This window comes from Bifidobacterium sp. MSK.13.1, assembly GCF_019131435.1.
Classification (GTDB): Bacteria; Actinomycetota; Actinomycetes; order Actinomycetales; family Bifidobacteriaceae; genus Bifidobacterium; species Bifidobacterium pseudocatenulatum.
On sequence record NZ_JAHOMM010000008.1, the window covers coordinates 37,164 to 63,015 of the forward strand.

At 55.1% G+C, this 25,852-nt stretch carries 18 protein-coding genes; 3 read left to right on the plus strand and 15 right to left on the minus strand.

Annotated elements, in window-relative coordinates; all coding sequences use genetic code 11:
• Window positions 1-17 precede the first annotated feature (17 nt).
• The 4 genes from mfd to KSY55_RS07795 form a co-directional block, all read right to left on the minus strand.
• Window positions 18-3,566 (minus strand): transcription-repair coupling factor, encoded by a 3,549-nt coding sequence (gene mfd / locus KSY55_RS07780; RefSeq protein ID WP_117662560.1) that lies wholly within the window; start codon window positions 3,564-3,566, stop codon window positions 18-20.
• The gene (gene pth, locus KSY55_RS07785; RefSeq protein WP_003835284.1) at window positions 3,556-4,155 is read right to left on the minus strand and encodes an aminoacyl-tRNA hydrolase; all 600 of its coding nucleotides are present in this window, start codon (window positions 4,153-4,155) and stop codon (window positions 3,556-3,558) included. Before pth ends, mfd begins: the two co-directional genes overlap by 11 nt.
• Window positions 4,156-4,242: 87 nt before the next feature.
• Complete coding sequence (locus KSY55_RS07790; RefSeq protein ID WP_217749571.1) at window positions 4,243-4,752, minus strand: GNAT family N-acetyltransferase; 510 nt, start codon at window positions 4,750-4,752, stop codon at window positions 4,243-4,245.
• 109 nt (window positions 4,753-4,861) lie between these two features.
• A complete protein-coding gene (locus KSY55_RS07795; RefSeq protein ID WP_065434792.1) occupies window positions 4,862-8,128 on the minus strand; it encodes a UPF0182 family protein in 3,267 nt (1,088 codons plus the stop codon).
• A gap of 139 nt (window positions 8,129-8,267) precedes the next feature.
• Here KSY55_RS07795 and KSY55_RS07800 point away from each other — a divergent pair, with 139 nt between their 5' ends.
• Window positions 8,268-9,503, plus strand: a complete 1,236-nt coding sequence (locus tag KSY55_RS07800) for a glycoside hydrolase family 3 N-terminal domain-containing protein (RefSeq protein ID WP_167335618.1) — start codon at window positions 8,268-8,270, stop codon at window positions 9,501-9,503.
• A gap of 140 nt (window positions 9,504-9,643) precedes the next feature.
• Here KSY55_RS07800 and KSY55_RS07805 read toward each other — a convergent pair whose 3' ends face one another.
• From KSY55_RS07805 to KSY55_RS07820, 4 genes are all read right to left on the minus strand, one after another.
• The gene (locus KSY55_RS07805; protein ID WP_033524080.1) at window positions 9,644-9,853 is read right to left on the minus strand and encodes a YbdD/YjiX family protein; all 210 of its coding nucleotides are present in this window, start codon (window positions 9,851-9,853) and stop codon (window positions 9,644-9,646) included.
• 17 nt (window positions 9,854-9,870) lie between these two features.
• Window positions 9,871-12,279 carry a carbon starvation CstA family protein gene (locus KSY55_RS07810; protein ID WP_217749552.1) on the minus strand — a complete coding sequence of 803 codons (2,409 nt, stop codon included), beginning with the start codon at window positions 12,277-12,279 and terminating at the stop codon, window positions 9,871-9,873.
• Window positions 12,280-12,478: 199 nt separating this feature from the next.
• Window positions 12,479-12,814, minus strand: coding sequence for a branched-chain amino acid transporter permease (locus tag KSY55_RS07815; RefSeq protein ID WP_134862675.1), 336 nt, complete (start codon window positions 12,812-12,814; stop codon window positions 12,479-12,481).
• Window positions 12,811-13,614: an AzlC family ABC transporter permease gene (locus KSY55_RS07820; protein WP_117676052.1), complete on the minus strand. Its 804-nt coding sequence runs from the start codon at window positions 13,612-13,614 to the stop codon at window positions 12,811-12,813. The genes KSY55_RS07815 and KSY55_RS07820 overlap by 4 nt, the downstream gene beginning before the upstream one ends.
• Before the next feature lie 255 nt (window positions 13,615-13,869).
• On the opposite strand from KSY55_RS07820, the gene KSY55_RS07825 reads away from it, so the two are divergent.
• Window positions 13,870-14,712: a DUF3737 family protein gene (locus KSY55_RS07825; protein ID WP_217749572.1), complete on the plus strand. Its 843-nt coding sequence runs from the start codon at window positions 13,870-13,872 to the stop codon at window positions 14,710-14,712.
• Between the two features lie 111 nt (window positions 14,713-14,823).
• On the opposite strand, the gene dtd is transcribed toward KSY55_RS07825, so the two are convergent.
• The 5 genes from dtd to KSY55_RS07850 all read right to left on the minus strand — a co-directional run bounded on the left by dtd (window position 14,824) and on the right by KSY55_RS07850 (window position 20,454).
• Complete coding sequence (dtd, locus tag KSY55_RS07830; protein WP_118292618.1) at window positions 14,824-15,294, minus strand: D-aminoacyl-tRNA deacylase; 471 nt, start codon at window positions 15,292-15,294, stop codon at window positions 14,824-14,826.
• A 486-nt stretch (window positions 15,295-15,780) separates the two neighbouring features.
• Window positions 15,781-16,572: a 6-phosphogluconolactonase gene (gene pgl, locus KSY55_RS07835; RefSeq protein ID WP_065447443.1), complete on the minus strand. Its 792-nt coding sequence runs from the start codon at window positions 16,570-16,572 to the stop codon at window positions 15,781-15,783.
• A gap of 43 nt (window positions 16,573-16,615) precedes the next feature.
• Window positions 16,616-17,572: a glucose-6-phosphate dehydrogenase assembly protein OpcA gene (locus KSY55_RS07840; RefSeq protein WP_022245526.1), complete on the minus strand. Its 957-nt coding sequence runs from the start codon at window positions 17,570-17,572 to the stop codon at window positions 16,616-16,618.
• Window positions 17,569-19,131 carry a glucose-6-phosphate dehydrogenase gene (gene zwf, locus KSY55_RS07845; RefSeq protein WP_033523994.1) on the minus strand — a complete coding sequence of 521 codons (1,563 nt, stop codon included), beginning with the start codon at window positions 19,129-19,131 and terminating at the stop codon, window positions 17,569-17,571. Before zwf ends, KSY55_RS07840 begins: the two co-directional genes overlap by 4 nt.
• A gap of 135 nt (window positions 19,132-19,266) precedes the next feature.
• Window positions 19,267-20,454, minus strand: a complete 1,188-nt coding sequence (locus tag KSY55_RS07850) for a MalY/PatB family protein (RefSeq protein WP_117660953.1) — start codon at window positions 20,452-20,454, stop codon at window positions 19,267-19,269.
• 357 nt (window positions 20,455-20,811) lie between these two features.
• Between KSY55_RS07850 and KSY55_RS07855 the strand changes: the two genes are divergently transcribed.
• Complete coding sequence (locus KSY55_RS07855) at window positions 20,812-21,609, plus strand: SDR family oxidoreductase (RefSeq protein WP_065440088.1); 798 nt, start codon at window positions 20,812-20,814, stop codon at window positions 21,607-21,609.
• A gap of 134 nt (window positions 21,610-21,743) precedes the next feature.
• On the opposite strand, the gene gndA is transcribed toward KSY55_RS07855, so the two are convergent.
• Entirely contained in the window at window positions 21,744-23,192 is a 1,449-nt protein-coding gene (gene gndA, locus KSY55_RS07860) for an NADP-dependent phosphogluconate dehydrogenase (RefSeq protein ID WP_022245522.1), read from the minus strand.
• Window positions 23,193-23,293: 101 nt separating this feature from the next.
• Window positions 23,294-25,840, minus strand: a complete 2,547-nt coding sequence (locus KSY55_RS07865) for a bifunctional lysylphosphatidylglycerol flippase/synthetase MprF (RefSeq protein ID WP_065439387.1) — start codon at window positions 25,838-25,840, stop codon at window positions 23,294-23,296.
• Window positions 25,841-25,852 lie beyond the last annotated feature (12 nt).

Sequence of the window (25,852 nt, forward strand, 5' to 3'; positions counted from 1 at the left end):
GTCTGGAACTTCACCTGCTATTTCCTTGGCGTTGGCTTCCAGTCAAGGTCATCCAGCAATTGGTTCGTCCAACCAACGATTTCATCAGAGCTCATTGGACCAGATCCCAGCGAACCTGCGAACGGCGCGGGAATCAGGTACGTTTTAGTCATCGGACGGTATTGAATGCCCTTGTAGATTCGGGCCATGCGCATTTGCACGGATTCTCGCGGCTCGAATTTGGCAACACGAACGTTACGGCCTTGCCCGATGATTTCGGTAATGCCCAACTTCCTTGCCTTGAACCGAAGTCTCGCCACATCGAACAGCGCCTCGAAATCGACCGGAGGCTTGCCGTAACGATCCGTAAGCTCATCACGCAACTCGTCAAGATCGGCTTCCGTACGAGCACCCGCCAACTTGCGGTAGGCTTCCAATCGCAATTTGTCGGAATCGATGTAGCTGACGGGAATGGACGCTTCGATCGGCAGATCGATGGTGACAGCAACCGATTCCGTACGTTCCGGTTCCTTGTACTGCTCGACGGCCTCGGACACCATGCGCACATACAGATCGAAACCAACACCCTCGATATGCCCGCTCTGCTCGTCGCCCAGCAGATTGCCGGTGCCACGCAGCTCAAGATCCTTCATCGCCACGTCAAAACCTGAACCGAGCGCAGTGTTCTGCGCGATGGTGGCCAGTCGGTCATGCGACTGCTGGGTCATCGGCTTGGTCGGATCATATAGGAAGTACGCGTAGGCACGCTCACGGCCTCGCCCGACACGACCACGCAACTGATGAAGCTGGCTTAGGCCGAAACGGTCGGCATGATCGACGATCAACGTATTCGCATTGGAAATATCAAGACCGGTTTCGATGATGGTGGTGCATACGAGCACATCAATGTCGCGATGCCAGAAGTCTCGGATCACACCGTCAAGCTGCTTCTCCCCCATCTTGCCATGGGCGATGCCGACATGCGATTCCGGCACCAGCTCGTGAATCTTCGCGGCAACCGAAGCGATGTCTTGCACTCGGTTGTGCACGTAGAACACCTGGCCACCGCGCAACAGCTCACGTCTGACCGCAGCAGTGACCTGAGCATCCTCATACGCGCCAACGTAGGTAAGCACCGGCAAGCGGTCTTCCGGAGGCGTGGCCAACGTGGACATTTCACGAATGCCTGTAACGGCCATCTCCAGCGTTCGCGGAATCGGTGTTGCCGACAGACTCAGCACATCCACATTGGTACGCAGCGCCTTCAACGTCTCTTTGTGTTCGACGCCGAAACGCTGCTCCTCATCGATGATGACCAGTCCCAGATCCTTGAATTTGACCTTCGGTCCGAGCAGTTTGTGCGTACCGATCACCACATCGACGGAACCGTCTTCAAGTCCCTCGATGGTGTCGTTGATCTCCTTGGTGGTTTGGAAACGGCTCATCGCCCTTACTTCCACCGGGAATCCTTCAAAACGTTCGGTGAACGTCTCGAAATGCTGTTGCACCAGCAATGTGGTCGGCACCAGCACAGCCACCTGTTTGGAATCCTGCACCGCCTTGAATGCGGCACGTACGGCGATTTCGGTTTTGCCGAATCCCACGTCGCCGCAAATCAGGCGATCCATCGGCACGGGCTTTTCCATATCGGATTTGACTTCGTCGATGGTGGTCAGCTGATCGGCGGTTTCTTGGTACGGGAAAGCGTCTTCCAGTTCTTTCTGCCAAGGGGTGTCTTTGCTGAAGGCATATCCCTGCATACGTTGACGTGCCGAATACAGTTTGACCAGATCTTCGGCGATTTCGTGCACATGCTTACGTGCTTTCGCCTTGGTGGCAGCCCAGTCGGATCCGCCCAGTTTGTTGAGTTTTGGAGCGTCGGCACCGATGTATTTGCTGACTTGGTCAAGCTGGTCGGTGGGGATGAACAGTTTGTCGGCAGGTGCGCCGCGCTTGCTGGATGCGTATTCGATGACCAGATACTCGCGTGTGGTCTGGTTGGCGCCCGCTCCGATGGTACGCTGGCGCATTTCGAGGAACCTGCCGATGCCATGCTGCTCATGCACCACGTAATCGCCGGCTTTGAGCTCCATAAGGTCGATGGCCTTACGGCGACGTTTCGGTGTTTTTGCCTGTCCCGCGGCCGATGTACGTCCGGTCAGGTCGCGTTCGGTAAGCAGTGCGACTTTCGCGGCATTATCGACGAATCCGTCGATGGCACGCGATCTGATGCAGTCGAAGTTGGCGATTCCCGTTTCGTTGATGGCACGTTTGAGTCGAACAAGAGTGCCTTGCGCTCCTGCAGTGACGGTGACGGCATAGCCGGCATCAAGAAGACCTTCGATACCGGAAGCTGTCTTGGCCTCATCTCCGCGATATTCTCCAGGATTGGTGGCGTCGAGCTGAACGCGGCCTTCCCTACTGGAGTCCACACCGAAACTCGTAAGCTTCCATACGTCATGCCTAGAGAACACCAGTGAGGAAATCGTTTCCTCAAAATCGTAGAAATTCGCCTGATCGAATGTGATTGGAGCACCGGCACCATGACCGGATGCAGCAACATGCCAACTGGCTGCAAGGAATTCATTAGCCGTTTTGGCAAGATCGTCGGCAGCGCGACGCAATTTTTCCGGATCGGACAGCATCACCAACGCACGCTTGGGAAGCATGCCCTGCACCGGTTCCATATCATCGACCAATGCGGGAAGCAACGATTCCATGCCTTCGACAGGAATGGCGTTGGCAATGGATTCAAGCATGTCTTCGGCGTTTGGAATGGAGCCGATCAGGGATTTCGCACGCACGCGCACCTTTTCGGTCAGCTGCAGCTCACGGCATGGCGTGGCCCAGACCATCGGAATGTCACTGCCATACGTACGCTGGTCGGATGCATGGAATTCCTTGATGGTATCGATTTCGTCACCGAAGAATTCGATACGAACCGGATGCGGCAATGTTGGAGGAAACACGTCGATAATGCCGCCTCGCACTGCGAATTCACCACGATCCATCACCAAGTCGACTCGAGTATACGCATTCTCCACCAGTCGATGCGACGCCTCATCGAGCGCCAACTCCTCACCTTGGGAGAACACCAGCGGCTCCACATCCCCCAAGCCCGCAACCACAGGCTGAATCAGGGAACGCACCGGCATGACGAGAATCCTGATGGGGCCAAACAGCTTGCTTCCCTCTTGAGGGTGCATCAGTCTGCGGAACACCGCCATACGGCTCGCCACGGTATCGGCGCGAGGCGAAAGACGTTCGTGCGGCAAGGTTTCCCACGCTTCAAGCTGTGCCACATCGTTTGGATCGCCGGAATACCACGAACGAATCGCCTCAACCATTTCCTCGGCCTCGCGCCCGGAAGCCACCACAAGCACAACCGGTCGTGTTCCCGCTGCCCCGGCAGCGAGCGCCGGACGCAATCCTTCGGGAACGCCAACGGTGATGCTGGGGTCTATGTCGGATTCCGGCACTTCGATCTCGTCGGAAATCAGCGCACGAAAATCCTCATCGGTTTCGAGTACGTCGAGAATGCCAGCCAGCGAACCTGACGTCGGCAGTTGCACCGGTTCAGCGGCCATTGAACTGCTCCTGAGCCTTGGCGAGACCGTTGAAGATGATGGTTTCCGCCGCGTCGGCACCGTCGGCAAGGAATTCCGGAAGCTGCTTGCGCTGATCCGGACCGAATCCGCCCAGCACCCAATTCACCGTGTTGTCGTGGGCGTGGGCGCCGCGTTGCGCATGACCGACTCCCATGCGCACTCGGGCATACTTTGGCGTTCCCAAGGCACGATCAATTGATTTGATGCCGTTATGGCCGCCTGCGGAGCCACCTGCCTTGACTTTGATACGTCCGAAATCAAGATCCATGTCGTCGTGAATCACCACAATATGGTCTGGTTCAATCTGATAGTAGGCACTGATGGAAGCCAACGCATTACCTGACTCGTTCATGTAGGTGAGCGGCTTTGCCAGGAAGAATTTGACGTTACGGCCAGACAGGTTCATCACGCCTTTGCCGAGCATGGCAAGCCCTTTATGGTCGGAAAAGTTGACCGACCAACGTTCGGCCAACAGATCGGCCGCCATAAATCCCATATTGTGACGGGTGCCTTCGTATTTGGATCCCGGATTGCCAAGTCCTGCGATCAACCAGAAATCAGATGCCATTGAAATCGTTCCATTCATTCGTACATACGTTTGTGCGCGTTCATATTGCGTCACATTGTCTCGTCTTGATAACCGCAAAGATTGTACTTACAGGTCGAGATACCAGTAACTCATGTCACGCATGGTGCCGGTGGAATCGGTGGCGGCAGTTGGCATGAGGCCAAACTGTGTAAAACCGAACCGTTTCATCAGTGCGATCGAACCGGCATTGTCTGCGAAAATAATGCCGCATGCCTTACGCATATTACGCTTTCGACATTCTTCAAGCAGTTTGGTGAGTGTGTATGTACCGACTCCCCTGCCCTGCCATTGCGGATCGATATAATAGGCGAGATCGGTGACGCCGTCGTATCCTGCGCGATCGTAGAAAACGGAAAGCGCGCTGAATCCAATGATCCGCCTCTCTCCGTCATCATCTACCGTTTCCGTGACGAACACCGCATACGGATCATGATGCGATTCAACCCATGCTTTGCGCTGTTCGTATGTGCGTAGAGTTATATCGGCCGATGATCCACCTCGTATGACTGCAGCGTTGTAAATGTCGGTGATTGCTTGAATGTCGTCTTGCGTCGCGATGCGGTAGGAATACTCGATCATGTTTTTGAGCATACCGGGCATATGCAGAAGGCGGAAGACCGGTTCCCCATATGGAACCAGTCTCCCGCCTTATGCAAACAGCAATCGTACGGAACTTGTGCGGAAACTACTGCTCGAGTTCGAGCGCCTTGTTCAACGCTTCCTGAAGTTTCTTCTGCGCCTCGCCATAAGCGGACCAATCGCCCTTCTTCATAGCCGCGTCGGAATCCTTCATTGCCTGGGAAGCGTCGTTAAGCGCGCTCTTCAGACCGTTGCTCATCGTGCCGGAGCTACTACCGGTATTGCCGGAACTGCTGTCATTGCCCGAGTCTGTTCCAGATGACGAATCCGTGCCATCGGTTCCGGAAGAACCATCGGTGGAGGCATCGCCGTTGGTATCGGACGTATCAGTCTTGCCACTGGTCGAGCCGTCGACGTTTTCAGCATCGCCAGCGGATGCACCGGAGTTGCCGCCGAACACCTGATCGAGCGCTTCGTCCAACGTGTTGGCGAATCCGACCTGGTCGCCGAAGGCCACCAACACCTTCTTCAACAGCGGGAAACTGGTGGAACCGGAAGACTTGACGTACACCGGCTGCACGTACACCAATCCGCCGCCGAGCGGCAGTGTAAGCAGATTGCCTCGCTGCACATTGGTGGAACCGGATTCAAGCAAATTAAGTTCCTTCGACACGTCGGCCGACGCATTGAAGTTGTTCTGTGCCTGACCGGGGCCTGGCACATTGGAATCCTTCGGCAACTCCTGCAATCGAAGCGTGCCATAGTTCGCGCCGATCTTGCCTTTTTCGTGGCCCGCATCGGAATCGACAGACAGGAATCCCGTCAAAATCTCTCGAGTTGACGTGCCTGCGGGAATATACGACGACGTCAACGAGAACACCGGTTCGTTGGATCCACCGGTCTGCAGCGTCAAATAGTACGGCGGCTGCAGAATGTCGCGTTCCTGAGCCTGCTGGGATTCGGTCGGATCGACCGGAGTCTGCCAGAAATCCTCACCGGAGAAGAACTGGCTGGCGCTCGACACATGGTACTTGGTCAACAGTTCTCGCTGCACCTTGAACAGGCTTTCCGGGTAACGCAGGTGGCTCATCAGATCGCCGGAAATCTCCGACAACTGGTGGTACTGGCCGGGGAAGATCTTCTGCCATGCCTTGATCACCGGATCGGATTCGTCCCACACGTACAGGTCCACGGAACCGTCATACGCATCGACGGTGGCCTTCACGGAGTTGCGAATGTAGTTGGCGTTCTTCGAAGCCAGCTCACTCACCGTGGCCGAAGATTCCGTAGTGGAATCCTTGGAGGCTTCGCCCAGATCGGTCATCTGCGAATACGGGTAGGCGTCAGACGTAGTGTAGCCATCGACGATCCACTTGACACGACCATCCACGACCGCCGGGTACACACGGCCGTCAAGCGTCAGGTATGGCGCGACCTTGGCCACACGCTCCTTCGGGGAACGATCGTAGAGAATCTGCGATTCGGAGTTCACACGGTTAGAGAACAGAATCTGGTCGGAGCCGAAACGGATGGCATACAGCAGTCGGGAGAAGATATTACCGATCTTCGGGCCGCCATTGCCACCGAACGTGTTGGTGGCGCCTTCGGAACCGGTCGGGTAATCGAACTCCCACGACTGCGTACCTTCCGGAGCGCCCACGATCGAATATTCGGAAGCGTTCGGCGAGAAGTAGATACGCGGCTCGTACTGTTCGGATTCGGTGAGCTTGCCTTGGGTTGGAATACCCGCCTCGAAGAACTTCGGCTGGCCGTCGGCCGTCACCTTGTTGCCGTAGGCGGCCACCACACCATAGCCGTGCGTGTATACGGTATGGTCGTTGACCCAGTTACGATTGTCAAGACCGGCAAGGTCAAGTTCTCGTGCTGCGATCACCGTATCTTGGCTCACACCGTCGACCTCATACTTGTCGACGGCAAGAGTATCGGCAAACGTGTAATACTGCTTGGATTGCTGCAGCTGCTTGAATGTCGGGGAAACGATCTGCGGATCGAGCAGTCGGATCTGCGCGGTCGATTCCGCGGAATCAGCCAACGCACCAGCCTCGCCTTCCGTAGTGGCCTGATACTGTTCGGTCTTCACATTGTTCAGACCGTATGCTTCACGGGTGGCGTCGATATTACGCTGGATATAGGTAGATTCCATTTCCTGCGCGTTCGGATTCACACGGAAACGCTGCAGCAGCATCGGCCATGCCACGGTAAGCACCAAGCTCACCACAATGGCGGATGCGATGGCCACGGTCGGCACCTTCCACGCTTTAAGCGCTTCGGAAGCACGCACCGCAATCGGAGCCTGGCCTTCCAACGCATGCGACTTCATGATCCACACGCCGAGAATCACACCGAGAATGACGGTGATGGCAGCCATGATGAAGGTGACGGGAATCGTGGCGTTGACCGTGGTATACGTGGCACCGGTGATGCGGCTACCCTCCTGCGTGAGGTGGGAGAACACGCCAAGCACCTGATTCGTCGCCCATGCGAACATGTTGAGCATCAGCCAGATGCCGATCTGTCTACGCGCACGCTTGGTGATGTGGAACAGTCCACGACCATGCACTGGCATGGTGATTCGGATGCCGCCCATCATCACATGCGTGACGATGGAGAAGATGATGCCGGCAAGCAGCAGCAACGACACTGCCGACATGATCAGCTTCAAGCCAGGCAATACGAACACATAGAAACCGTTGTCGATGCCGAATTGCGGGTCGGTGGTGCCGAAACTCTGCGCGTTGAACATCAGCAGGATTTCAGACCAATTCGCATTAAACTGCGATCCGAACATCAAGCCGACGATCAATGAAATCACCACAGCCACACGACGTGCACTCTTTGAGCTCACGCCCTTGCCCACTTCGATGGTGTCGCCGTTAATACGAATCGTGGAACCATCGGCAGCATCGGGGCGAGCCCAGATCGCCAGCGACGCGGACAGGAATCCGACCGCGGCGATCAGCAGCGCATACGCCACCCACAGGCCTACCCTGGTACCCAACTGCGTCCAAATCACGCTTTGGAAGCCAAGCTGCGCATACCACATGACGTCGGTGATGAACTGCGCCAAGCCAAAGAACAGGCCGATGATGATGGCAAGCGCCAGCACCACACCGATTAGAATCTTGTTGCCGTTCGACGATTTGCGCGGACGGTTCGGCTGGCGTGTGATACGCGGACCGGACGGACCTCTTGGAGGCATGTTCGCCGAAGACCGGGCGGTGTTATCACCATCGGTTTCGACATTGAGAATGATGGGATCATCGTTGCCGGATTTATTGGCACGCTGCCCTTGGGAGCGGTTCGGACCGCTTTCCGGGTCGAACATGGGACCAAACATATCAAAAAAAGACATACTAATAGCCTATCGACAGGCACGGAACGTGCTTTATGCCGCTAGCCTAATGTTTACGCAATTCACGAACACGAATCCACCCGTTCTTTTCTTATGCGATCGTATTCGCCATCACCGGCATGTGATAGATAATGACACTATGAGGAGAGTTCACGTTCATTTCGCTCGTTGTGCTGCCGCACTGTGCGCCATCGCACTGCCGCTATCGTTCGCTGGGTGTTCATCCAGCGCGAGTTTGAATGCTGGCTCCAACCAATCCGAGCAATCCAATTCGCAGCAGTCCGATGCATCACATGATGCGCTTGACAAATCCAACGTGCCAAGCGTGGTGGACGACTCGCCGCATGGCAGAGCTGTGGCTGCAGTCAATGCCATGAGTCTTGCAGAGCGCGTCGGTCAGCTCGTCATGGCACCCCTGTATGCGGGATCCGATCCTTCCTCGTTACAGGATCTCATTGTGAACCAGCATGTCGGATCGGTGTTGATCATCGGCAATTGGAATTCGGGAACGGCTGGCGTGGCCACCGCCACATCCACCTTGCAATCGTATGCCCCTGGTAATAATCAACTCCTGATGACCACCGATCAGGAAGGTGGTTTGGTGCAGCATCTGCAGGGTGATGGGTTCGACCAGATGCCTTCCGCCACCAATCAGGGTTCAATGTCGACCAACCAGCTACGGCAATCGGCTGCCGTATGGGGTTCCCAACTCAAGTCGGCCGGCATCAATGTTGATTTGGCGCCGGTGGTGGGCACGGTAACGGTAGATAGGGCTTCCAATGGCCCGATCGGCGCACTGTATCGTGATTTTGGTCTTGATGCGGACGGCAATGCCGACCATGCCAAGGCGTTCATTCAGGGCATGGCGGATTCGGGTGTAGGCAGCGCCATCAAGCACTATCCTGGTTTGGGTTCGGTGACGGGCAACACCGATTTCACCGCCGACGGCATTCTTGATACCACCACCACGTTGGACGGTGCGGAAATCGGCGCGTTCAACAGTACGTTGGAGGCGAACCCTTCCATGGTGATGATGTCGCTTGCCACCTATCAGGCTATTGATCCGAATAATCCCGCCGTGTTCTCCAGCGCTTTGGTAACGGATTATTTGCGCAATACGGTCGGATTCCAAGGTGTCATCACTTCGGATTCTTTGTCCGCCACTGCGTTGGGTGGCATTCAGCCGAGTGATTTGGGTGTGCGATTGGTTGAGGCCGGCGGTGATCTTGCCTGCATTGGCGCTTTCGATTATGTTCAGCAGGTTTTGGATGGTTTGAATGCGAAGGCCGCGGCTGATTCCGCTTTTGCAGACAAAGTAACGCAGTCCGCGATTCGTGTGATGACATTGAAATACAGCATGGGACTCGCTTCTTGATTGCGAAATATTGATTGCGGAACATGCAATCGAATATCTTCGGTATAGGAATAATCGCAAGCAAGCAACATAAATATAAGAAAAACAATCCCCGTCTTCCGAAATGAAAGACGGGGATTGTTTATGTATGGCCGTTAGTTTCAGCAACAGCAACTGGTGTTGGGATGCTTGCGATCGTATTCCTCTCGCATGCGCCAGTATTCGCGTTCGGTCAGCGGGGTTTCGCAGGGATGTTCGCTTGCGAAATGCTCCAGATAGTGGTCGTATTTCGCTTCTCCGCTGAATTCGCGCACATACCAGACGAATCCGGCCTTGGCTTTCAATAATGCGGACCAGATTCGTCTGACCATGGTGGTGAATCCCTGCATCAGGCTGCGACCTGTTCCTTCTGCGCCAGCTCATAGCTCTTGGCCGCGTATTCGCGCTGCACCTTCTTTTCGAGCTTGGTGGCGATCAGGCTGGACGGTGCGAACCATTCGGATTCCACGAACGGCTCCTCAGACGTGGTTTCCACACCGAACTTGCCCTTGGCAAGAATCTTCACGGTCTGGTAGATGCCGACGACCAGGAAGACTCCCATCATGACCATGAAGAACACGGAGAGCACGCCGTCAAGGTACGCATTGGAGAGTGCGGCCTTGGCGTTGACCAACGCTTCGCCTTCCAAAGTGCCACCATCGATCAGCGTCTGATACTTGGAAGCGGTGGCGAAGTAACTGATCGGTCCGACGATCTTCTGGAAGTCGGCGGTGAAGGTCACGGCCACATCCCAAACGAGAGGAACAACAGGAATCCACAGGTACTTCTTATAGCCAAGCTTGGCCACGCAAACGGTGACCAGCATGAAGCATGCGGCGGCAAGCAGCTGGTTGGAAATACCGAAAATAGGCATCATGGCGTTGATACCACCATTCGTATCGCACACGCCGACCCACAGCAGGCCACCCCACAGGGCGGTTGCGATCAGTGTGGTGATGATGTTGCCCGGTTTCCACGTCGGATCAGCGAACTTCTTCAGCTTGCGCACGTTGCCCAGCAACTCACCAATCTGATAACGGGCCACGCGGGTGCCGTTGTCAACGGTGGTGAGGATGAACAACGCTTCGAACATGATGGCGAAGTGGTACCAGAAGGCCATGGAGTCATGACCGCCGAGGTAGGACTTGAGGAAGTTGGCCATACCCATAGCGAACGTGGTGGCGCCGCCGGTGCGGGAAACGATGGTGTTCTCGCCAATGTCGGAAGCGGCCTGCTTCAAAGCGTCGGCGCCTTCATAGGTCTTGGCATTGCCGTTCTCGTCGACAGAATCCCAAGTGACCTTCATCTGGTTGCCTTCAATGTCGGAAACCTTCATCGAATCCACGGCCTTGACCGCGGCCTCAGCCCGCTCGTCAGGAGTGGAAGTGGCGGTCAGGGTCACGCCGGAAGCGGTGGAGATCTGCGAGGCGGACATGTTCGTGGAGAAGTAGACGCCCTGGGAAATGGTGATGGCTGCAATCAGTGCGATCACGGCGGTGAAGGATTCAACCAGCATGGAACCGTAGCCGATCATGCGGATCTGGTTTTCCTTCTCCACAGCCTTCGGGGTCAGGCCGGAGCTCACTGCGCCGTGGAAGCCGGAAAGAGCGCCGCACGCGATGGTGATGAACAGGAACGGGAACAGGTCGCCTGCGAAGGTCGGTCCCGTGGAGGTGGACGCGAATTCAGTCAGAGCCGGCATCTGCACGGACGGATTGGCGATGAGAATGCCAAGCACGAGCAGCACAAGCGTGCCGATCTTCATCAGCGTGGACAGGTAGTCACGCGGGGTGACGAGCAGCCAGTGCGGCAACGCGGCGGCGGCGAAGGAGTAGATCACCAGTGCGATAACCAGTTCCTTGGCGTTCAACGTGAACACGTCGGCGATTGCCGGAACGCTGGAGATCCAACCGCCAGCGATGATGTCGATCACGAGCAGCACGAAGCCGAGCACCGTGGTTTCGATAACGCTACGATGCAGGAAACGCTGGAAGCAGCCCATGATCAAGGCGATCGGAATGGTCATACCAATAGAGAACACGGCCCACGGCGAGGAAGCCATGGCCTTGATGGCCACGAGCGCAAGGAATGCCATGGCGATGGCGGTCATCACGATCAGGAAGATCGACAGGATAGTGCCGCCGAACTTGCCCATTTCGTCGGTTGCCATCTGACCGAAGGAACGGCCGCGACGCTTGGCGGAGATCCACAGCATGAGCATATCCTGCACGGCGCCGGCGAAAATCACACCGAGAATGATCCACATCACGGACGGCAGATAACCCATTTGGGCGGCCAGAATAGGACCAACAAGCGGGCCCGCACCGGAAATGCCGGCGAAATGCTGGCCGAACAGCACGCGACGGTCGGCACGTTCGAAGTTGGCGCCGTCATGCACGCGCTCGGCCGGCGTCGCGTTCGCATCGTCGGTACGCATGATCTTGATCTGAATATAGTACGCGTAGAAACGGTAAGCGATCGCGTAGGAGCACAATGCCACAACCACGAACCAGATGGCGCTGATCTGCTCGCCACGGGAAACCGCCAGAATAGCCCAACCAATAGCGCACACAATGGCGATGACGGCCCACAGCAGGGCCTTCGGCCACGTCCACACCATCTTCGGCTTCACACCGACAGGGAGCCCCTTCGAATTGCGGATGACGCGTTCCGCCTCCTTAGGCGTGTAATCATCCTTGAACTCCAGTTTGCCGGGCGCTGGAACCGCGGCATTGGCAGTGCTTGCTGCACTAGTCATATTGTTCTCTCTCGTTAGATATAACTCTTCTATACAGCCAGAGCCGCTCAACACAGCTCCTTATTGGCTAAAGAAAAAGAGTAGGCGCGTCAATCGCATCAACGCATTTCTTCTCACGATATGGGATATCAGCAATAACAACTGTGGAAAATCCCTATAAAACTCACTTCAGATTTGGGCAATCCTACAAAACGGACAATCATGCAAAAACAAGCTGAAGTAATGCCATATACACGACGGTGCCGCCGGCGATCGAGAGCAGCATGTTGCGTTTCCATACGTGCAGCACGACGATCGCGGCGATGGCGATCGCTTCGGGAATGCCGTGGCTTCCAGCAAGAGGATTGACGTTTTTCAGCGAATACACCACCAGCAGTCCGGTCATAGCATACGGAAGCACGTTGCCAAGATAGTCGATGATGTGCGGCGGTTTCTTTGGCTCGGGAAAGAGCACGAACGGCAGAAAACGGGTGATGATGGTGCCAAGCACCGCCATCAGTACAGTGACGACGCCCTGCCATGTGGTCATGATCATGACCGCACCTCCCCTACTTCGTTACGATCCGCAGCGGATTCGACCGCACCATCAGCATCATCACGTTTCCCAACATCATCAGGTTTCAAATCATCCAAATACGGACGCAACATAATGAACATCACCAGCATGGCAATCAACGACGGGATCATGAAATTGTCAGCACCGAACAGCGCCATGCAAATCACCGGCACCACAGTGCCCGTCAACGCCGCCATATGGCTTTTGCGTTTCGTTGTCAACCATTGATCCACGAAAATAACCACAAACAATGCGGTCATCACGAAATCCAAACCGGTGGTGTCGAACGTCAATCGCCCGCCGACAATGCCTCCGAGCGTCGCTCCAGCCACCCAGGAAACCTGATTCAGCAGCGACACGAAGAAATAGAACCAGCCGCGGTCAACATCCGCCGGTATTTGCGCGCTGTTGTTGACCGCGAACGTCTCATCACACATGGCGTAAATCAAATACGGTTTTTTCGCCCCCATGTTCTTGAAACGCCCCAGCATGGACAGTCCGTAAAACAGGTGCCTTGTTCCCATCATCAGCGCCAACATAAGCGTGGCGAACGGATTGAATGCGGAAACCAGCAGATTCACCGTAACGAATTCCATGGAACCGGTGTAGATGAACGCGCTCATGCACAACGGCCACAGGAACGAAAACCCGCGGGTTCCCATAAGCACTCCGTACGACATGGCCAGAAAGAAGAAGCTGATGCAAATCGGCAGCACTTTGGGGAACGCGGCTTTGAACGCACGCGTCTTCACTCCCCCATTCCGCTGGCTCATCCGCATTCCTCCCTGCCATACGTGGCAAGCCCGTTCGCGACCACAATGCCTTGTAACCACCCAATTGTCTAATCGTTCAATTCATGGTACCGACAGTCATGTTTCGCAAACACCCGCACGCATATCGACATTGCTTATAACGCGTTCCATCGCTCATCCGCTTCGCCCGCCAGCGAAACATGGGCATGCGTTTGACTTCAAGTACTTGAACTTTCTATCTTGGCAACAGAACGTTTTCAAGGAGAGTTATCAGTGAGTGACATGCACGAGGTTCGTCAGGCGTTACTGACCGGCGAACGCGCCGAATTCCAAGCATCAGGCAAGCGATATATCGACACGATTTTCGATGATGGCGAATCACCGTTGAAGCATGCGCATGATATTGAGCTTAAGTCGAGTTCGTTCAAATGGAAGTATCCGCTGTGGTATTGCTCGGATATTTTGGCAAAGGATTGCACATGGTTCGAGATGGCACGCGCGGGCGTGTGGTATACGAATACCATTCGTGTTGAGGATTGCACGTTTGAAGCGCCGAAGAATTTCCGCCGGTGCCATGATGTTGCGTTGAGGAATGTTGATTTCGTCAATGCCGAGGAAACATTATGGGCTTGTTCGAACGTTTCACTGGAAAATGTGAGCGCTCGTGGCGATTATCTGGCGATGAATTGTTCCGATATTAAAGCCTATAATCTGCGTTTGGTTGGCAATTATCCATTTGATGGCGCACGTAATATTGAAATCACAAATTCTCGATTGATTTCCAAGGATTGCTTCTGGAATTGCGAGAATGTGACAGTACGTGATTCATTCATTTCCGGCGAGTATTTGGCTTGGAATTCCCGTAATGTCACGTTTGAGAACTGTACGATCGAAAGTCTGCAGGGTTTGTGCTATGTGGATAATCTCGTATTGCGTAATTGCCGTCTAATCAATACGACGCTTGCTTTCGAATATTCGAATGTGGATGCCGATATTCACAGCACTATCGATAGTGTATTCAATCCTTCGTCCGGCACGATTCGTGCGGATGCCATCAAGGAATTGACTCTTGACCCAACGAAGATTGATCCGAACAAGGTGACGATAATTACCGAAAACAAGTAAACGTCACCGTCGATCAAAAAGTATTTATAATAGTTGAGGGTCTGCAATTTAACTTGCAGACCCTCAATTGTTTTATATCACCCAACAATCGGTGTTGTAATCAAATACTGATCACAGATTGCCGGTGTCGATGGTGATGGTGACCGGACCATCGTTGATCAGGCCGACGCGCATGTGCGTTCCAAAGCGGCCTTCGCGTACTGGCACGCCGCCGGATCGCAGCGCTTCGTTGAATTTGATCCACGTGATGTTGGCATGTTCCGGTTTACCTGCTTTGACGAAGCTGGGGCGGTTGCCTTTCCTTACGTCGGCAAACAGCGTGAACTGCGAAATGGACAGGATTTCGCCGCCGATGTCTTTGATGGAACGGTTCATTTTGCCCTGTTCGTCTTCAAAAACGCGCAGGTTGAGGATTTTGTGGGCCAGCCAAGAAAGCTGTTCCTCGCCATCCTCATCACTCACGCCGACCAGCAGCATGAAGCCCGGTCCGATCTGCTGCGGTTCGAAGGTGGGGTCGATGGTGCCCAGTTCGTTGACAACGTCAACGCTGGCTTGGCTCACTCGTTGCACTACTACTTTCATAACCCCACCTTACCGCGCGAATAGCGCGATTCTTTGCGTTGTCAGTATCCGCACCATTCCAATCCACATAAATTAGACCACCAACATCCATCCATGGCGAATCAAAAGCCTTAAAATAGGTGTTTTTCATGAACCTATAGCTATAATCTGCGTTATTCCAAGTCCACGTAGGTTTACCAAACATTAAATTAGGAGTCCAACACTAATGCCAAGGTTTTGAGTGCCAGCAATGTGCTGCACACGGCGCCATAATCGACTTGCTCGACCATGCATGAACCATCATGGTCCTGCCAATTCTGGCGTGCTCATGCAGCCTGCGGATATGAGCCGTTATGATCATTTGCACTATCGTGTTGCGACCTCATGAGATTGCTGATGCGTGCAGACGATGCGTTGGATGAACGTAAGACGATTCATGCAGAGGGTTTGCAGGGACTGCCAATGATCATATGCCTCGAGGCGCGCTGCAATGCCTACTCCCTATTTTCATATTTTGGAGGCGGCACCCTCGTCGATAAGCCAGAGCAGTTCCTCACCATCGGCGTAGGAGCTTGGCGCATGCGGATTGTTGCGTTGCGCGAATGCTGCAGCAACCGCGTCCGCCTTGCGTGCTTCGGATGTGAACACCCACGTGTGCTTCGATCGTGCGATCATCGGCACGGTCAGCGTCAGGCGCAGTGGCGGCGGCTTCGGTGAATCGCGCACACCGGCAACAAGCACATGCGGATCGTCGATCTCCGACTCGCCATGGTCGGGGAACAGGGATGCGAAATGCGCGTCCGGTCCCATACCGAACATGGCGATGTCCAAAGCTGGATTCTCACCCAACTGTTCAATGAGTTCACGCTGGTATTGCGCGGCGGCTTCAGCCAGCACAGCATCAGTCTGTTCGGGTGAGGCTGCCGCGACGCTTTCCAAGTTACGCTCATCGGACGGCATCGCATGAATGTTGCCTGCCGACATACGGCCGTCGGCAACCAGTTTGCCATACCATGCCTCACGCGCCTGCTTGGCGTTGCGGTCGTCGCTGTCGGCTGCCACGAATCGTTCGTCGCCCCACCATACGTGCACGCGGCTCCAGTCCACGGCATCGTTCAATGGGCTCGCGTTCATGGCGTCGAACACTCGATTGCCGTCAGTTCCACCGGTCACGGCAATGTCAACGCGAGTGCGATTCGGTTCCGACAGAAGATCGGTGATGGTCAACAGCGTACGTGCGGCCACGGCTTCAGCCAGAATCTGAGGATTGGGATATACAACGGTGGTGCGTTCTGCCATATGCTTTTCCTGCATTGTTCCTTTATTGTTTCGGAGAATCGATTCAGTGCTTCGAATTGATAAGATCCCAGCCTTGAGTCACGACTTCCGCATAGATCTCGTCCGGATAGAGTCGACCCAATTCCTCACTCAAGCATTCCTCGATGGTTCGTGCGGGAACGCTCATGGTTTGCGGGGACTGCCCTGGAACGTTCAATACGGCGATGCCATCGTCGGTGGATGGGCGTTCCAAACTCAGCACGCCATCGGAACGGGTCAGATACACGCCGGTCACGGCGGTTGCATTCGGATCGTCTTCCACCACAACAGGCACGTTCAGACGAAGACGAAGCCATGCGGCCAGCAGATTCAACGGCAGGAAGTTCTTTGGTCCGGTCACACGCACGCCGCTTACTGGAAGATGCGGCGGCTGGTCGAGCATCGAAGCGAGCATTGCGCGCCAAACAGTCAAGCGAGTCCACGACATGTCCACATTCTTCGACGACCAGTTGCGGCGCAGATCATCCATGGTCCGCATCGGATTCGAGGAATGCATGGCATCGGTGATACGGCTGCGCGCCATGGAACCCAGCAAATCGTTTGACAGATTCGCCGGAGCTTCGTTCGGCCACCAAGCCACCACCGGAGCGTCCGGCACCAATAGCGGAATCACCAATGTATCAGGGTGGTGAACCAGCCCACCAATCGGACGCAACACGATGATTTCGCCCGCGCCAGCGTCGGAACCGAATCGCACTTCCGCGTCGAGAAAGGTGTGCGGCTTGCCATCATCGGCAGCGGCATCCACCCTACGTGAATTCGGCGCGATTGCGATCACACGGCAGGGATGCTCACGGCTGGCGTTGTTCGCCACGGCGAGATCATGCTCCAGCGACGTCTCATTCGTGGAGATCAGCAGTGTGAGCACGCGACCCAGAGCCGCTTCGCCACGCTCCTCGTGCAATTCATCGATTTTCGCCGAAATCTCACGGGTTTCGGTGTTCTTCATGGTAATGATCACGGCATCCTCCAACGGTGTCCATCGCGGGCCAGCATTTCAACGGCTTCCTGAGGGCCCCACGTTCCGGAACGATACGGCTGCGGCTGGCCAAGCGTGGACCAGAACTCTTCGATCGGATCGAGGATCTGCCAGCTCAATTCCACTTCGCGTGTGGTTGGGAACAGTGGCGGATCGCCCAGCAATACGTCAAGAATCAGACGTTCATAGGCTTCCGGAGACGATTCGGTGAACGAACGGCCGTAACCGAAGTCCATCGACACGTCACGGACCTCCATCGACGTGCCACCCGGCACCTTCGCGCCGAACCGCATGGTCACACCCTCATCGGGCTGCACGCGGATCACGATCGCATTCTTGCCGAGCTCCTTCGTTGCGGTCGACTCGAACGGCAGATGCGGGGCACGCTTGAACACCACGGCAATCTCCGTGACACGCTTGCCCAAACGTTTGCCCGTACGCAGGTAGAACGGCACGCCGGCCCAACGGCGCGTATCGACATCCAGTCGGATCGCTGCGTAAGTCTCTGTGGTTGAAGCCGGATTAATGCCCTTCTCATCCAAATAGCCGACAACCTCATGAGAACCCTGCCATCCGGCGGCATACTGTCCGCGGGCCGTATGCGCCGCCAGATCCTTCGGCAAGCGCACTGCGGACAGCACCTTCGTCTTTTCAGCCGTCAGATCAGCGGCGGAGAAGGAGACCGGCTCCTCCATGGCCGTCAATGCCATGAGCTGCAGCAGGTGGTTCTGGATGATGTCGCGTGCGGCACCGATGCCGTCATAGTATCCGGCACGACCGGCCACGCCGATATCCTCGGCGTGGGTAATCTGCACATGGTCGACGTAATTATTGTTCCAAATCGGCTCATACATGGCGTTCGCGAAACGAAGCGCCAGAATATTCTGCACCGTCTCCTTACCGAGATAATGATCGATACGGAACACACTCGATGGGTCGAACACCTCGGAAACCACGCGGTCAAGTTCCTTGGCGCTGGCCAGATCATGCCCGAACGGTTTCTCGATGATCACACGACGCCAAGCGCCCTTGTCGGACTTCGCCAGACCGCAATCCGCCAACTGTCGGGAAACCTGCGGGAACGCGCGCGGCGGCACCGACATGTAGAACGCATGGTTACCTCGCGTGCCACGATCACGGTCAAGCTCGGCAACAGTGTTCGACAATCGTTCGAACGCCTTCGGATCATCGAACGTGCCCTGCACAAAACGAATACCGTCGGCGAGCTGCTTCCAGGTCGCCTCCTTAAATGGCGTGCGGCAGTGCGCCTGCACGTTCTCCTTCACGAAATCCTTGAAATGATCCTCGGTCCAATCACGACGTGCAAAACCCGTCAAACCGAAGCTTGGCGGCAATAGGCCACGATTAGCCAGATCATAAATGGCGGGAAGCAGCTTCTTGCGTGACAGATCGCCGGTCACGCCGAAAATCACAATACTGCACGGGCCTGCAATACGTGGAAGTCGAAGATCGCGCGGATCGCGCAGCGGATTCGTCCACTCTTCAGGCGTGCCAAGTACGGATGAAACAGTTTCAGTCATGTGCTTCATAGTATCGCCAACACGTCACGGACGGCAGTGACCATCCGAAAACGTCCTTTCCATATTTTGTGAAAACCCACAAAACCAGCCGTTTTTTAGCGGCTGTGAGCAATATCACAATCGATGATCAATGTATTACTCTGCCGAAAAATCATGCAACCCGGCGAACAGACGATTGAATCCTTCTTGCATGGTGCTTCGCGGGCAAGCCACGTTGATGCGAATGAAATCATGCCCGTTGCCGCCATACTCGGCACCTTCGGAGAACATCACCTGATGATTGCGCTTGAGATGTTCGCACAACAGAGCGGTATCGTGCGTCAGTTTCGAACAATCGACCCACAACAAGTAGGTGGCATGGCTTTCAATCAGGGCGATGCGTCGTTCCGGTGCCGCGGCAGCATTGTATTCGTTGATCATGGCTCGTGCTTCGGCTTTGTTGCCTGCCAAGTATGCGCGCAATTCCTCAAGCCAAGGCTCGCTCTCGTTGAAGGCAGCGAGCGTGGCCGTCATGGCGAAGGCGTTCGGTTCGGCCACTTCGTCCGTGTTGAGCGCACGCCATACCTTATGCCTCAGCACGGGATTTGGAATCATTACGGCAGCCGTGTTAAGACCGGCGATATTGAACGTTTTGGTCGGTGCCATGCAGGTCACGGAGTTCATTGCGCACTGCTCATTCACCGAGGCAAAGGGCACGTAATCATATCCCGGATCGGTAAGATCACAATGAATTTCGTCGCTGATTACGGTCACATGATGGTTCCAGCAAAGCTCACCTATGCGTGCGAGGGTGTCGCGATCCCAGATTCGGCCTACGGGATTGTGTGGATTGCACAGGATCATCAGCGTGGTTTGCGGATCGGCCAACTTGGATTCCAGATCGGCCCAGTTGATGGAGTAATGTCCGGAACCGTCGTATTCCAACGGTGATTCAAACACGCGGCATCCATTATTGATAATCGAATTGAAGAAAATGTTGTAGACCGGAGTTTGGATAAGCACGTTTTCGTTTGCTGTGGTGAGTTTTCGTACCATGCTGGAGATTGCCGGCACCACGCCGGTGCTGAATACAAGCGATTCCGGGTCGATATCAAGATTATGCCTACGGTGCCACCAGTCAACGTATGCCTGATTCCATGCAGGAGGGACGATGGAATATCCGAAAATACCGTGGTCAAGACGCTGTTGCAGTGCGGCTCGAATCTGTGGAGCGGTTTGAAATTCCATATCCGCCACCCACATGGGCAACGCATCTCCTGCCTCTTCCCACTTGAGCGAATACGTGCCGGATCGGTCTACGGGAGTGTCGAAATCGTAAGTCATGCCATCAAACTTAAGAACTTCAAGTGGACGAAGTCAAATGCAAGCTGTGAATGATCCCGGTTTCACGACATGCATTGTAATGACTTTGTCGGTCGGGCAGCCCTGTTGTATGAGTTCAAAAACATGGCCTTTCGGACATTCCATACTGGTTCTTTCACATTCATGCTGACGCACCCATTGTGAACGAACCAAACCAAAATAACTAATGTAAATGATGTATTACTTTCCATGCGAGAAGTGCATGAAAACTGTCAATCAGCCAGCCCAGTCGAAAAGTTCCGGACCATTGCGTTGCAAATGGCGTTATTGCATGCGTATTGACTACCATGAACATCAATACTTAAGAAAGGTGGTTTTATGGCATATGCGTTGATAACGGGGGCTTCGAGTGGCATTGGGCGTGAGATGGCGGCATTGTTTGCGGCCGACAGGCATGATCTCATCATTACGGCACGCAGTCAAGGCAAACTTGATGACGTGAAGCGCACGCTGGAACATCGCTATGGCGTGCATGTGGAGACGGTTGCGCTTGATCTAAGCGAGTCTGACGCACCGCAACAGTTGCATGATTACACAGTTTCGCAAGGTTTTGAAGTGGATCATCTCGTCAATAACGCCGGTTTTGCGGATTGGACGGGTTTTCTCGACGCCGACTGGCATCGCCAGCATGAGATGATGCAGCTCAACATGGCCGCGTTGGCTGAACTTACGTACCGTTATGGTCGTGATATGCGCGAGCAGGGTCACGGACGCATATTGAACATCTCTTCTGTTGCTTCAATGATGGCAGGCCCATATATGGCGATATATTTCGCGTCGAAAGCGTTCGTACGATCGCTTTCGGAAGCGGTGTCGTACGAATTGCGAGATACCGGTGTGAGTGTGACCTGCGTATGCCCCGGGCCGACATCCACAGGGTTCGCCAAGGCCGCGAACATGCGTGGCATGAATTTCTTCACGCTGACCAAACCGGCCACCGCCTACCAGCTTGCCACCTACGCGTATCGGAAGATGAAGCAGGGGCGCACGCTTGCCTACCACGGCTACCTCACCAAAGCCGGAGCTGCAGCGGAACGACTACTCCCCCGCGCTCTGACGCGACGGGTCGCCGCAATCATGAATGGCGGCAACCCACGCAACCAGCATCGCGAATAATTCAGGAGGCAACTCAACGAGTTTCCCTTGCGGCTGATCATATTTGCCGCAACACAAAGAGCCGCACACTTTTCATAAAGCGTGAGGCTCTTTTCATCTGTTAATCCGCTAGATTCGTTGCAGAAATACGTCTATCAGGCTTCGATTTCCTCGCGGCCCGGCTCGGCCCACAGCGTGTGGAATGCGCCCGGCTGATCCACACGCTGGTAGGTGTGAGCGCCGAAATAGTCGCGCTGACCCTGGATCAGGGCGGCGGGCAGGCGCTTGGAACGCAGTCCGTCGAAGTACGACAGCGAGGAAGCGAACGCCGGAGTAGGCAAACCGTTGACGGCGGCCTGAGCCACCACGTTACGCCAAGACTTTTCGGCGGTTTCGATGGCGTTCTTGAAGTACGGAGCGAACAGCAGCGACACGTTGGCTTCACCTGATTCGAACGCTTCGGAAATACGGTTGAGGAACTTCGCACGGATGATGCAGCCGCCACGCCAGATGCGTGCCACGGCAGCCAGATCGATATCCCAGCCATATTCTTCGGCAGCAGTGGTAATCTCGTTGAAGCCCTGGGCGTAGGCGACGATCTTGGAAGCGTAGAGTGCCTGACGAATGTCTTCGATGAAGGCCTTCTTCTCATCGTCGGTGAGGTTCAGGTTGCCGTCAGGGCCATTGAAGCCCTGCTTGGCGGCTTCCTCACGCAGATCAGCTTCGGAGGAAAGACCACGGGCGAACACGGCTTCGGCGATGCCGGTGACCGGTACGGCCAGAGACAGTGCGGTCTGCACGGTCCACGTGCCGGTGCCCTTCATGCCAGCATGGTCGACGATCACGTCAACCAGCGGCTTACCGGTCTTCTTGTCGGCCTGATGCAGCACTTCGGCGGTGATTTCGATCAGATAGGAGTCGAGTTCGGTCTTGTTCCACTCTTCGAACACGTCACCGATCTCAGCCGGAGTCATGCCAAGGCCACGACGCATCAGATCGTAGCTTTCAGCGATGAGCTGCATGTCGGAGTACTCAATACCGTTGTGCACCATCTTGACGAAGTGGCCAGCACCATTGAGACCGATATGGGTGACGCACGGTTCGCCTTCGGCCTTGGCCGCGATGGATTCAAAAATCGGCTTCAGAGTCTTCCAGGATTCTTCGGAGCCACCCGGCATCATGGAAGGTCCAAGCAGAGCGCCTTCCTCACCGCCGGACACACCGCATCCGACGAAATGCAGTCCGCGAGCGCTGATTTCCTTCTCGCGGCGAATGGTGTCCGGGAAGTAGGCGTTGCCTGCGTCGACGATGATGTCGCCCGGCTCCATCAGGTCGGCGAGCGCGTTGATCATGGCGTCGGTCGGCTCTCCCGCCTTGACCATGATGATGGCGGTACGCGGCTTGACGAGGCTGTCCACGAACTCTTCGAGGGTTTTTGCCGGGAAGAATTCGCCTTCGTTGCCGTGTTCGTTCATGAGCTTTTCGGTACGGCCGTAAGAGCGGTTGAACACTGCCACCTTGTTGCCGTGGTGTGCGAGGTTACGTGCGAGGCTACCGCCCATTGCGGCAAGACCGACTACGCCGACGTTTGCTTCAGCTGACATGCTGGCCCCTTCCATCAGGAAAAGTAGTACTTTATGAACCGTTCTTTAGTGTAGACCCGAGCTACCCCAGAACCATGGACCGTCTCAAGTCTGACATCATGTCAATCACGCGGCGCAATCGTACGTACGAATCGCATGGCTTCGGCAGGTGTGAGCGACGGCACGTAGGCTTGTGCCACGGCAAGCGATATTTGCGGCAGTTTGGCTGCGTCGGGATAGCAGATATACACTTTCTCTTCATCGGGATGGAATTTCAGTTTGAAACGGAATAGTGAATGGAATCCGTATGCTGGTTCCATGATGTCTGCGACCATTTGCAGTGCATGACGCAACACTTCGCTTTCCTCGTGTTCGCTTTCGTTGGATCCCATACCGGCCAGCGGCGCCGCCGATAAGCTCATGAATTCCACGTTGCCTTCGTCGCGTAGTCGTTCAGCCATGCGTGCAATCAGGAATTCCATGATGCCGTTGACGCTGTCGGTGCGATGCCTCATGAAGTCAAGCGTCCAACCGATGATCGTACCGTCACGATAGGTGGGCAGCCAGCTGGTTACGCCAAGGACTTTGCCATTGCCGTCAACCGCGTAGAGTAGGCGCACCCGGGAGTCGATCAGTTCGTCGACGCCTCCCAAGGTGAATCCCATTTCCGGCAGGGCCTTTTTGCCGGCCCACTGTGCGGAGATCTCACGAATCTGCGTTTGTACTGAGAAGGGTGCCTCCTTGAAAGTGGTGAGCACGTCGGTGATGCCGTCTCGTTTGGCTTTGTTGATGGCGGTGCGCACGTCCTGCCATTTCTTGCCTCGGGTCTGCCATTCGTTGGGATTGACGACCATTTCCGTACCGACGTCAAGCGAATCCCATCCGGCTTTGGTGAGTTCGGCTCGCTGCGATTCGTGCACACTGTAAAACACGGGCGTCCAGGAATGTTGTGTGCAGAATGTTGCGAAATCAGTAAGATCTTCCGCATATTCGCTGGGATCTCCGAATGGTCCTGTCACCGTCAATGCGATGCCGTACGACACTCGATAGGCGATCGCGGAACGTCCGGTTGCGGAAAACCAATAGTCATTGCCTTTCCAAGTTGCCATGAATGACATGGATTCGCCGCCAAGCGGAATAATCGCGTCAACACGATGGTGCAAAGCGTCATTCACCATGGAACGATCCCGCAAACAATCCCAAACACACAGCAGAGCGATAATCCAAAACACCGGACCGACGCACTGATATACCAGCAAGGAGATTCGGCCGACGGGCACAAACTCAGGTTCGATACCACTCAACAGACCAATTGGTAGCAATCGCTGCACATAATCGGCAAGCAATGCGATCAATTGCGGACTTTCATTGAAATCGTCGGGAGAGGCAAGCCCATATCCGGCATACATCAATCCCAACAACAGAAAAGCCGACAATGCACCTGCCGCAGCACGCAACATAATCTCACTTCTAGTGCGAATCGTAAAACACTGACGGAACGCAATGACGATAACGATAAAAATCAACGGCAATGCCATAGTGGAAAACATCGCATGAAACGCACCATGACGAGCCAACGCAGGCAACGCATCAGCCTGCGAATCGCCAACATATTGCAGCGGAAGCACCACATAAAACAGCATCGCAAGCACCACTGTGCACGCATTGAACAGCACGCTCAACGCTGCGGCAATACGGCGTCCGCGGTACAGACCCCATGCGATCAACAGCAGCATCAGCGTCGGCATCAACGACACCAGCCAGTTTCCGGGCATGGTGAATCTCATCATACGATATTGCGCGAAACAGTTGGCATGCGAGGAACCGTTGAGGCAATCCAACACTTGTTCCGTGTCGAATTCCGTGGAACCTGTCAGCAAGCCGAACATGGAGAGCAATCCGAATGATTGTCTTGAGGAAACGGCAACCAGCGAACCGACCGCCTGTACGCCGGCAGCCATACCAATCAGCCTGCGCATCTCATACAAGGCACCATGCCTATACACATCACCTTGACTCTCGGAAGCCATCAAATAGCCAAGCACATGGCCAAGCAACGCCGACGCCAGCAAACAGTAATCGCCGGCTTCACCACGATACAGGAACAGGATCAGCACCACGCTATAGCCGATCACACGAATACGCCGACGCCACAGCATGGCGGTGAACGCGCTGGCACACATCAGCGTGCCCACCACAACAACCAGCGGCCCCAAAATCGCACCATCATGCGAAATCGCATGCCATTGCGGACTTTTGCCTGCGAACAGCGAGCATAATCCCATACCGAGCGCTATGCCGCCAAGCGTGGTGATCAGCGACACCCATGCCGTCTTCGCCTTTCCAATCACCGTTTCGCATAAGCCGAATGCGATGAGTATCAGTGGAATGTCGATCAGCAGACGACCCAACTGAGGCACCGACAGCAGTGAAATCGGCGCGGTATACCAGCGCCCATGCGCGAGCGCGTCAAAACTCACGCGCGACAATTGCGGCGGAAATTGCGTATGTCTAATGCCGCATACGAGCTGCATGCCGACATTGAACAGCGTGATGAACAGCACAAACCCCAAGGTCATGCGATGCTCACGAATCCAGTCGGCAAGATCGGCCATAAGCGCACGAAAGCCAAATAATGGTTTCACTGTTGATTCCTGCGATTGCGTCATAATACAGTACTT